The organism is Photorhabdus hindustanensis (assembly GCF_002968995.1).
Lineage (GTDB): Bacteria > Pseudomonadota > Gammaproteobacteria > Enterobacterales > Enterobacteriaceae > Photorhabdus > Photorhabdus akhurstii.
Genome location: NZ_PUWT01000066.1, coordinates 1 through 10,938, shown reverse-complemented (window position 1 = coordinate 10,938; position 10,938 = coordinate 1). Strand labels below are relative to the sequence as shown.

Genomic DNA, 10,938 nt, shown 5'->3' with positions numbered 1-10,938 from the left:
ATTAACTCACTGTCGCAGTGTTTAAAGAAGTAATCAGTGTGCAACCGCAACCACAGCGATGACCATGAAAGGCTACCGGCAGGCCATTATCTTTTAGCGTGGGATGACCTTCGATAATCGTGGTATTACCGTGTTTCGGGCAGGAAACCGGATCGGTTTTACGCGCAACGCCAAGACCGCCGAATTTCATTTTCTGCGAACCACTTAGCACCTGACCACCGTGTGTTGTTTTATCGTGAATACGGATAATGCCTTTCATTCTATAGCCTCTGGTTTTGTTAACCTTTTTTTAATTTCGTCAACACCGGCATATGCATCAACTATTTCAATAAGATTACGATTAATATTAACTACTTCCTTTAATGAATTAGTTTGGATAACAAAACTAATAATATTTTTGCCTTTTTCCTTCATTATCACCTGCTCACAACCTACCTGATACGTTTTACTAAATGCAGAAGGTGTAATAACCAATTGGTTGCCATAAATACCTAACACTGGTCGAAAAGCAAGACGAATACCGTTAAAAGCAGACACGATTGCAGCACTAGCTAACACTTTCCCCATAGGGGCTTCATAACCTATATACCCCATAGATACTTCTGCACTTAACTGAATAATAGCAGCCACCCCTAATATGACCGCGATGATATAAAAACGTTCCTGACGGAAATGAAGGTAAGGTGAAAGTTGCTTTTTATTTACCAATTTAAATAGCGGAAACCCATCAAAGCGAAAATTGTTATAACTAAAAAGAAAACCGATGATATAAACAAACCCCAACGGAAGCGTCATAAAGCCAGAAAGCATAGCCAAAAAGAGCGCCAGCTTTTTATGGACAAAAAGGAATAATACGCTGACCATCTGTATCTCGATAGCAATCGCTATCAGTTGAGCAATAGGATAAAACTCCTTAAGAGCTTCTTGCTCCTGATAATCTAAACCATTTGGAGATGCCTGTTGTAGCTGCAAATAATAAAAAAAAACCTCCGACAGCTATCAAATTAATAATCAAACCTAACCACATGACCATACTAAGCTTTTTCATAAAAATTCCAATCAATCATCTTAATTAAACTTATAGTTTCTCTTGCATTACACAAACTTTCTTGCAGACGAGCGGAAACCATTAACGCATGGTTAATTTCAATTCTCCCTTCCTAGGATAACTTAATGATTATTCCTTTCGCTTTTTACTTTCTTACTTTTAACCTAGCACTACTTTTACCTGAGTTCTATTCAGTGATTGAGGAATGAGTTCTGCTTTTAAATCCAGACACAAGTAAAATACAGGAATACTCCGAAGTAACACCATATTCGCCATTATATTACCTCGATTCCAACATAACAAAAATAAAAGCCAGTAGCAATAAGGGATATACAATCTTTTTAATTGCATAATTACACCTCCGCAGGGATTTTATTCGGACAAATAGCCGCGCTGTAAGCAATCATTTTGTTCATATGCTTGCCTTTATTTATCCGAAGTTGAATGAGCCATTGCAATTTTCTCTTGCAAACGGGTATATGCCGATAACTGGCGATCATATAATGCCTGACGTTCTTCCCGCGTCTGATTCGCCAGAACATAGCGCCATAAATGCACGGGATTATTATCAGCGCTGACATTAATTGGGTCATCAGGATCAACCTGACAAGCATCTTCCACTTCTTGGGGCCATTGCGGCATTTTGCTGGTCTGCATAGCAATATAACGGGCAACACTGGTAATTAGAGCAATTGGCAGCATTATCCATCCAAAAAGCCAGCTCAAACGAGAACCCATCCGTATCAGATACTGTAATCCAAAAATATAACTTTCTTTCTGTTTCTCAATGGGAGGACATAAAGCGATAATATCCGCCTGCTCCTGTAAGCACTCTTCCTCCATATAACAACGGATAAACTCCCAATAACCCGACATCAATTTCAACTCGCCAGAAAGTCCAAGACTAAATGTCTCTAATACCGTTTCCTGATCGTCTGCCAGAATATGGCCGCTGATACTCCATTCCGGCCACTTACCACCTCCTATTGTTGGGGTAAAAAATACCTCTTTCCAGGGAACCGATAATACTGTGCCATCAAAACGGTAAACATGGATCATTTGGGTTTTGCGGTTAAATCGAATTGGATAGTGTGTCTTGGCAAACCACTCTTTTAAGATAAATTTGCCACTGAAATACAAAAAGAACACAGTTGCAGGGATCATAATCATAAACCCCATTAATGTATTTTCTTTAATTGCTCCATTCAAAATAGATAGATAGATCGTTTTTCCAGTAAAATATAAAGCCATTCCTAAGGCACAACAAAATAACGTTGCATGAAGAGAGCTAACAAATCCCTTCTCTCTATAATACTTATCCACCGTTTCCATATAAGTAGAATTCATACGGATCACCGTATCGTGATCAACAATATACAGACCATATTTAGCGGTTATCTTAGTCGGTTCTCCCTGACAAAGTTGATCATGCTTTTCTACCCAAGTCAAAGGGCGATTCAATTTATAAGGATTATACAAAATATTCCATTTCATAATTACGCCTCCGCCGAAGTTGAATGCGCCATTGCAATTTTTTCTTTCAAACGCTTATGTGCTGATGACAGACGATTATTTATCGCCTGATATTCTTCCAGCGTCTGGTTCGCCAGAATATGACGCCATAAATGCACAGGATTATTCGCTGCACTGACATTAATCGGGTCATCAAGATCAACCTTACATGCATCTTCCACTTCTTTAGGCCATTGCGGTATTTTGCTAGTCTGCATCGCAATATAACGAGCAATACTGGAAATTAAATCAAATGGCAACTTCACGATTCCCAAAAACCATTCCAAACGAGAATTCATCCGCATAAGATACTGTAATCCAAAAATATAGCTTTCTTTCTGTTTCTCAATAGGAGGGCATAAAATGATAATATCCGCCTGCTCCTGTAAACCGTCTTCCTCCATATAACAACGGATAAACTCCCAATAACCCGGCATTAGCTCTCGAGATACCTCAGAAAACCCTAAACTAAATGTATCCAATACAGTTTCCTGATCGTCTGCCAAAATATGACCGTCAATACACCACTCCGGCCACTTTCCACCTCCTATAGTCAGAGTAAAAAACACCTCTTTCCAAGGAACCGATAATACCGTGTCATTAAAACGGTAAACATGGATCATCTGGGTTTTGCGATTGAAACGGATTGGGTAGTGTGTTGTAGCAAACCATTCTTTTAGAGTAAATTTACCACTGAAATACACAAATAGAGATATAGCAGGTAAAAAAATTATAAGGCTTAACAGAATTTCATGATCTCCTTTTATATATTGGTGAATTGTGTCACCAATAGAAAATAAGACCATTCCTAAGCAACAAAAAAACAATGTTGCAGTAAGCGAACTAACAAATCCTTTATCTCGGTAATATTTATCCACGGTCTCCATATAAGTCGAGTTCATACGGATCACCGTATCATACTCAATCATATATTTGCCTGTTTTACCTGTTAACCGGGTTGGTTTTCCCTGATAAAGTTGATCGTCTTTTTCTTGTTGAGTCAAAGGGCGATTCAGTTTATAGGGGATATACAAGCCATTTCCTTGCATAATTATGCCTCCGCCGAAGTTGAATGCGCCATTGCAATTTTTTCTTGCAAACGGGTATGCGCTGATGATTTACGATCATATAACGCCTGATATTCTTCCCGCATTTGATTTGCCAGAATATAACGCCATAAATGAACAGGATTATTAGCGGCACTGACATTAATCTGGTCATCAGGATCAACCTGACAAGCCTCTTCCACTTCTTGAGGCCATTGCGGCATTCTGCTGGTTTTCATAGCAACATAGCGGGCGATACTGGTTAATAAGGTTATAGGTAATCGTATAATCTCAGATAACCATTCCAGACGAGAAGTTATTCGTATCTGGTACTGTAATCCAAAAACATAACTTTCTTTCTGTTTCTCAATGGGAGGGCATAATAAGATAATGTCCGCTTGTTCCTGTAAACACATTTCCTCCATATAGCAGCGAATAAATTCCCAATAACCTGGCATCATTTCCCGCAAACCGGAAAGCCCAAGATTAAACGTATCCAATATCGTTTCTTGATCGTCTGCCAGAATGTGACCGTAGATGCTCCATTCCTGCATCTTACCTTTTCCTATTGTCCGGGTAAAAAATACCGCTTTCCAAGGAACCGATATTACCGTGCCATTAAAACGGTAAACATGGATCATCTGGGTTTTGCGGTTAAAACGAATTGGGTAATGTGTCGTCGCAAACCATTCTTTTAAGGTAAACTTTCCACTGTAATATAAAATAAATATAGCAGCAGGTAAAAAAATCAAAAGACTTAGCAGTATTTCATGATCTCCTTTTATATATTGGCAAATTGTGTAACCAATAGAAAATAAGGCCATGCCTAAGTAACCAATAAATAACGTCGCAGATAATGAACTAACATATCCCTTATCTCTATAGTTTTTATCTACCGTTTCCATATAAGTAGAGTTCATACGGATCACCGTATTGTAATCAACAATATACCGACCATCGTTGCCCTCTATTCTAGTCGGTTTTCCTTGATAAAATTGATCGTCTTTCTCTTGCTGAGTCAACAGACGATTCAGTTTATAAGGGATATACAACCCATCTAATTGCATAATTACACCTCCGCCGAAGTCATTAATTTATTAAAAGCGTCCATTTCCATTCTGCTATCTGGCCAGATAGCAGGAATATCCTTTTCACCTGCCGGAATTTTGCGCCACAAGCAAGCTACCAACCATTTCTGGACCTCATCTTTCTTCTTCATTTCCAGATAGATATTGGCACCAAAGAAACACAGCAAGGTAATAACAATACCTACTGGCCCCAAGGAACAGGCAATCAACACCAATCCACTTATCGCAGAAACCAGATAGGCAATTCCCAAGCTCATATTGCCTTTATTAAAACCCTCATCCCAAGCATGATACAAATCCCATACCACCCCAACAATTCCAGCCAAAGCTCCAAGGAATTTTACCCTCCCAATCCACTTTATTACCTTGGTCAGTAGCTCTTCGCCCAAAACAGAACTCAGCATAGGCTGTAATCTAAGTACCTGAAAATCATTCAACAACCGCTCACAAGTTTCAGCGATAGCCCCCATTGCGGAGACCAGATCCGCCACAAACCGGGTGCATGCCTCAGTTTTGCCCTCGGTCCACCCAGCCGCACGTAATGCGGAAATCTGCAACACCAGAGAGAAGGTACAACCGATAAAGGGCGGGACTTTTGCCAACTGCTTGGCAGCACTCTCGACAGAACTGGCCTCTAACTGCGCCAGTTTTGTGCGTAACGTCCCCGGAAACAGCTCCGCACGGATCTCATCGACAGAATGCAAGGTTTTCATCAAAGACTTAGCCCGTTCCGCCTCCGGTAAAGCCAAGGTCTTTTCCGCTTCACCTGCGTCTGCCAGCACAATAAAGTTGAATTCCTGATCCCCCTCCATCGGCAAGCCATCAATCTTTAAACGACGCATTTCAGCGTCAACGTAGTGACGAAGCTGATCTGAGGAAGGACGCCGTTTCAGATCCCCCAGCTCACTGGTCACAGCGACCACCGCACTGATAAAATGTTTACGTTTTCCGACGAACTTAATGACTTTTAATTCCTTGCCATGCAACTTAGCTAATACGACCAGTGCAGGAAGCGGCACTTTCTCCACTGCTTTATTCATCACTGCAAACAAAGTGCTACTCAGTTCATTCAGGTATTTTTCCATCGTAAGCGAAACCGGTCCATCGAAGTGCTCAGCGATGTCTTTAAGCCCATCCGGTATTTTATCCCAAGCGAGAGAGCCGTAGTTTCCACCGGTTTTTAGAACTCCATGAGTTTGCTCTATTTTTTTATCGCTGTTCATCACCAGCGCCCGTAACAGCAGATTATCCGGCGTGATGGTGGCGCTCATCATCTGCTCTTGAAAATAACGGGAGGCCCCCAGTTTATCCTGCATGCCTGCAACACAATCATGAACTGACTGAACAAACAGCGCACCGCTATAATCGTCCGTGCTATCAAAGTTATGGTCAAAATAGTCCAGCAGGCCTGACTTTTCAGCCAGTCCAGATACATTTCGGTCATCGGAGAGATAATGGTGTTGTCATACCGCGTCAGATCGGTAGTGAACCGATCCATAAACGCTTTTTCTTTATCACGGTCAATATACTGCTCATAATCCGACCAATACCTCTGTACCATCCGTTTTAACGTCGAGTTGTCTAATGTGTTTTCGGTGGTACCCACAAGCGCAAAATTACTCGGTAGATATGTTCCGCCAGACAAGTAGAAAGCATACGGGGCTTGTCTTTGAGCCTCCAGAATTGCATCTTCCTCTATCTGCTCCCGCTCAAACTGTCGGCACAACGCCTCTTTCAGCGTGCTTAGAGAAGCCGAAAGCGCAATCCCTCTGATGTAGTGTGGATTTTTATTAAACTGGGTCTTTAACCGATAATTCGCCAGAGCGGTAATATCCTGCACCACAGCAACCGGATCAGACAGATACAGTATGACGCCTTTGTCTGGCAGCAATTCTCTGACAGCCCACCATAGATTGTCCGGCTCAAATAACCATTTCCCATTCCAATGAGAACTGGTGTAATCGGCAATACGCCGGTTGGTATCTATCTGCGTATGATATTCCGCTACGGTATCCCTCAGTGACGAGAACGGCAGAGCATTCTCCCCCTCTCCACGGTTTAGCCATTTTTCCATATCAAAACGCTGCATATATCGCGCACGATATACCGGATCTTCATGCTTTTTACGTACCGCATCCGTCCACTCCACCGCCGACCAGGCCAACCAAAAGGCTTTGTTTGTCAACCCCTTCGGCAACACCGGTAATGTCACCAGTGAAGCACGCGCCAACTCATCTGGCTCATTAATGCAAGGTTTCATTTCACCATTGGCTAGACGCGGCGGGACTTTGCCATCGGCGGGCAGAAGATAGTAGTATCCCTCATCAGTCACGTAATAATTGATCCAGCCATTGACCAACTCATCCCAGATATACAAAAAGCCTGCACGCAACAGACGGGTGGTATAGCCAGTTTCGCCTTTTCCCTCTACCAGCATCGATATGCTCGTCGGCAAATCCGGCACGCCATCACCCTGCGCCTTGATGGCAGGACGAACCAGTAAAACAGGCAGTCCCTTGCGGGTACAAAAATTACAGCCAGGGTTATTCACAATAAAAATCTCCTGTATTGCACACAATTTATTTCAGGTTTTCCGGGTTAAGACGGCCCAGCAATGTTCCGTTCGCGTCGCTAGCGATAATCGATGTTTCTTTAAAGCTCATCGTTCATAATTCCATCGGCTAAAGTTGTAGGTAACGGACTTTACTGGTCATTTCTTGCCACTGTTCATCCGTCCAGCTACGGGTGATACGCTGGTAGTACCCGGTGACATGTTGGCACCGGCCCAACAGCTCTTTCATTCTCGGCGTTTGATGAAACTCGTCATTTAGGGTGACGCCATGTAACGCAAAAGCCGTCAGATCCTGTTTATCGGTTAATGACCACTGCGTCATGGCGATATCAAATAGCGCATCAATCCGACGGCTCAGCGTCTGCCGTTGCGCAAGATCAGACGTCACCGGCAACTGAGCCAATACCTGATTAATCAGGCTAATACGCTGAATTTGAGCAAATGACGCCGACGTTTCCCCTTGCTGGTAACGGACTTTCTCCGGGAAGGCCAGCGTATGCCAGTTACCCTCCAGCCAGAATGTCCAGTGAGTGATGTCATCCGCCGCAATTCGGCGTGAAAACACCCAAGGCCCCATCATCCAGTGCAAATGAAACAGGACACGAGGATCGTAATAACGCAGGATATGCCCCTGCTGTTTCTCCTTGAGATACAAGGCATTAACCAACACATTCTTCATTGCTTCCGGAGATAAATCGCTTTTAAGCAATAAAGTGAACAGCGGCGGAGAGTCCGGCTCGGTTTTCAGGCGTGCTCCATTGAGCAAACGGGACCAAACGTCAGACGACAACTCACGCAACGGCAACAGCCAGGGATAAAGATGTGCTTGCGGAGCAAGAAGCGGTGAAACAACCTCAATCACCGGCAATACTTCCGGCAACTGCGGCACAACCACGCGATCAATCAGCGCATATTGATGTTCAGTAAATGCCAGCGGCTCAGTCAGGTAATGTGTCATCATCAATTCCTTAACCTAATGGCACCGTGGCGTCACCCCGATCGGCGGCTTCGGCAACCATCATGTCACAGGCGGTAAAATTGGGATAAGGCACATCCAGCTTTGCCGGTTCGGCATAATCGAAATTCGCGCTTTTGACGTTAAAATCGCCCGGAGAGCCATGTTCAATCTTGCCTGGCTCCAGGGTCAGATAGGAGCCGCCGCACTGCAAAGTGATTTTCTTCTTGGCTGAAATCAGGATTTCGTCATCGCTACTGGTGATAGTCACCCCTTTCTTGGCAACAACTTCAATCCCATCAGTTTGAGCTTGCACCTGAATCTTCCCGGCAGCCGCAACCAGCTTCATACCTAGCTCATGCACAAAAACCACCATTGATTTTTTTGCCGCCAGTACCATACGTTTCAATGACGAGATTTCAGTGTTGCCACCGGCGGTCATCATCAGGTTTTTATTGGCGCTGTGCTGAATATGTTGCGGTGTCGATAGCGCAATGCCGCCTAACGCCCCCGCGACAATCACCGGTTCCCGCAATTGCTCCACATTCCGTTGCAGAAAATGCTGTTGGGCATCATTATCCAGTGGGTCAATCTGTGCCGTTTGCAACAGATCAGAGAGCGATTCTGCCAATGACAAAGCATCGGCAAGCTGGCGTTTGATTTCATCCATGTCCAGTTGTTTGCCACTGGCTTTAGGCTGGGCATGCGTACTCAGCAATAACCCCTTCCCGGCCCGGATCGCTCCCCAGTCGTCGGTGCGCAACTCAAACCCTTCGCCGCGCTTATTGGGATGCGGTCGCTGTCCATCCACCAGATGGCCCAGATTGAGCTGGCTTTTCCCGCCATATTCGGTGCTCAGTTTGATGTGCTCTTTGCCGCGCTCATCGTCCATGCGCAGTTTGTTGTTGGCCGGTGTGCGCAGCACATTGCGTTTATAGTTGTAGAGGGTTACATGGTCTTCATGCCGGGAGTCATGCAACGCATGGGCGATGTAGGGCCGATCCGGGTTGCCCTGCTCAAACGCGATCGCCACTTCGGTCCCCTGAATCAACGGCCAGTGAAAACCGTGCGTTTTACCGGCGTACGGGCGGGCTAAACGGACCCGCAGGCTTTCTCTGCCTGACGGCCACTCATCCAAATCAAAATCAAATTTGACGCGGTAACGGCCCGTGGTGTCGATATGGCCGTAAGTGTCATTCGGCCAGTCGCTGGTCACCCGTGCCGGAATGGTACCGGCAATCACCGGCCGCGCTCGCAACTCCGGCCGGTAGCACAACACTTCGCTGTACGGGATGCCGCTGAAACTGACCAGATAGTTGCTGTCACGCCGGGCGCTGCTGTGCATAGAGACAATCAGCACCCCCGCTTTGCCCACCGCGGCCGGTCTCTCTCCATCAAGCTCCAGCACTAAGCCGGGGACCAACTCCGGGGAGGAACTTTTGCCGCTGACAAGGTGCTGCCGGTACAGGTCGCGCTCATGGTGCAAACGGGCGTAGAATCCCGCCGTTTCCGGCTCGGGCTGGATCTGTTCTCCCCGCTCAAGAAAGTTGTCGCCATAACGGTAAACTTCCCCCACCACGGTAGTATCCCGATCCCGGCTGATCTGATATTGCAGGTCGTTCCCCGCTTCTCGATAGTTGTAGTCCCGCACTTTCACGCCTTGCGTCACCACCTGATGCTCAACGTGCAAGTCCCACACCGAATCATGGTCGCTGTGATTCATGCCCGCCGGGTCACGTAACGGCAAGCGCACGTCGTACTGATAGTTGCGCTGGTTATCCCCAAACCGCACCACTTCAATCCCCAGACGGCTGTCCATCTCGAAGCGATACCAGATCCCCACTTCCGCCAGAATGCGCTGGATAAAGTCCAGATCGCTCTCCTGCCACTGCACCACCAGTTCCCGCTTGGGGTATTCCCGCGCCAGCGTGAACAGGAAATCCTGCCCGCGAAATTCGTGTCGATCGCGCAGAACCTTTTCCACGATTTCCGGTACCGACTGGTGCTGGTAAATTCCACTGCGTCGGGTGTGGCGCAGTAACGCCAGATAAGGCTCCAGACAGACCTGATAGCGCGTTTCATCCGCCGAGGCGGCAATCCGGTTAAAACGGGTGATGACGCCGTGCACTTTACGCACCTGTACCGGGTTTTCCGGCGCCTGCAAGATAAACGTGGCGGATTTGTTGAGCATCACCGCCGGGTCGATATCCCGGGTCGGGCTGGTGAAATCAATGGTGTAGCAATACGGCGCGCACAGGCGCTCTTCGCCGGTGAAGCTGAATACCTCCAGTTCGGCGCCACAGCGCCGCACTTCAAGGCGGTAGCGGGCATGGCCCGGCAGCGCGGCTTTACTCGCTTGCAACTGGCGAGCCCGCAACATTTTTCTATCCATCAATAGGTTTTCCCCGGATATCAGATAAAACGGCTGTGCAATAGCAAGCGAGGCGCTTCCTACTGTTTCAATAAAGTCCCAGTTGCCATCAGCGATGAGGTCAATTCATCCATTCAACTGGCACAAATCCAACCGAATAAATGCTCGGTTGTCAGCCCTGGTTAATCCGGGGAACAAGAGATTTCATCCGGTATTTCCTGACTCAGCAGTTAACCGGAATGAAAATAATCGTGAGGGCCTGATGCCTGCTCTCGAATTAATAGATTCAATAACGAAATAGACGGTTATTGAATAAGTCAATTCTCCTCATTAGCGCATATTAAAA

The 10,938-nt window shown here is 45.9% G+C and carries 9 protein-coding genes; all 9 read right to left on the bottom strand.

Features of this window, described 5'->3' with window-relative positions; all coding sequences use genetic code 11:
- Position 1: 1 nt before the first annotated feature.
- Positions 2–259 (bottom strand): PAAR domain-containing protein, encoded by a 258-nt coding sequence (locus tag C6H66_RS20675; RefSeq protein WP_036779522.1) that lies wholly within the window; start codon positions 257–259, stop codon positions 2–4.
- Complete coding sequence (locus C6H66_RS20670; protein ID WP_105396581.1) at positions 256–972, bottom strand: hypothetical protein; 717 nt, start codon at positions 970–972, stop codon at positions 256–258. Before C6H66_RS20670 ends, C6H66_RS20675 begins: the two co-directional genes overlap by 4 nt.
- A 502-nt stretch (positions 973–1,474) precedes the next feature.
- The gene (locus C6H66_RS20665) at positions 1,475–2,542 is read right to left on the bottom strand and encodes a DUF6708 domain-containing protein (RefSeq protein ID WP_105396580.1); all 1,068 of its coding nucleotides are present in this window, start codon (positions 2,540–2,542) and stop codon (positions 1,475–1,477) included.
- A 2-nt stretch (positions 2,543–2,544) separates the two neighbouring features.
- Positions 2,545–3,609 (bottom strand): DUF6708 domain-containing protein, encoded by a 1,065-nt coding sequence (locus C6H66_RS20660; RefSeq protein WP_105396579.1) that lies wholly within the window; start codon positions 3,607–3,609, stop codon positions 2,545–2,547.
- Positions 3,610–3,611: 2 nt separating this feature from the next.
- Complete coding sequence (locus C6H66_RS20655; RefSeq protein WP_105396578.1) at positions 3,612–4,673, bottom strand: DUF6708 domain-containing protein; 1,062 nt, start codon at positions 4,671–4,673, stop codon at positions 3,612–3,614.
- 2 nt (positions 4,674–4,675) lie between these two features.
- The gene (locus tag C6H66_RS20650; protein ID WP_146111087.1) at positions 4,676–6,010 is read right to left on the bottom strand and encodes a hypothetical protein; all 1,335 of its coding nucleotides are present in this window, start codon (positions 6,008–6,010) and stop codon (positions 4,676–4,678) included.
- Positions 5,965–7,245 (bottom strand): T6SS effector BTH_I2691 family protein, encoded by a 1,281-nt coding sequence (locus C6H66_RS20645; protein ID WP_105396576.1) that lies wholly within the window; start codon positions 7,243–7,245, stop codon positions 5,965–5,967. Before C6H66_RS20645 ends, C6H66_RS20650 begins: the two co-directional genes overlap by 46 nt.
- Positions 7,246–7,375: 130 nt before the next feature.
- Complete coding sequence (locus C6H66_RS20640) at positions 7,376–8,227, bottom strand: DUF4123 domain-containing protein (protein ID WP_146111086.1); 852 nt, start codon at positions 8,225–8,227, stop codon at positions 7,376–7,378.
- A gap of 7 nt (positions 8,228–8,234) precedes the next feature.
- On the bottom strand, positions 8,235–10,613 hold the full coding sequence (locus tag C6H66_RS20635) for a type VI secretion system Vgr family protein (RefSeq protein WP_248000762.1): 2,379 nt from the start codon (positions 10,611–10,613) through the stop codon (positions 8,235–8,237).
- Positions 10,614–10,938 lie beyond the last annotated feature (325 nt).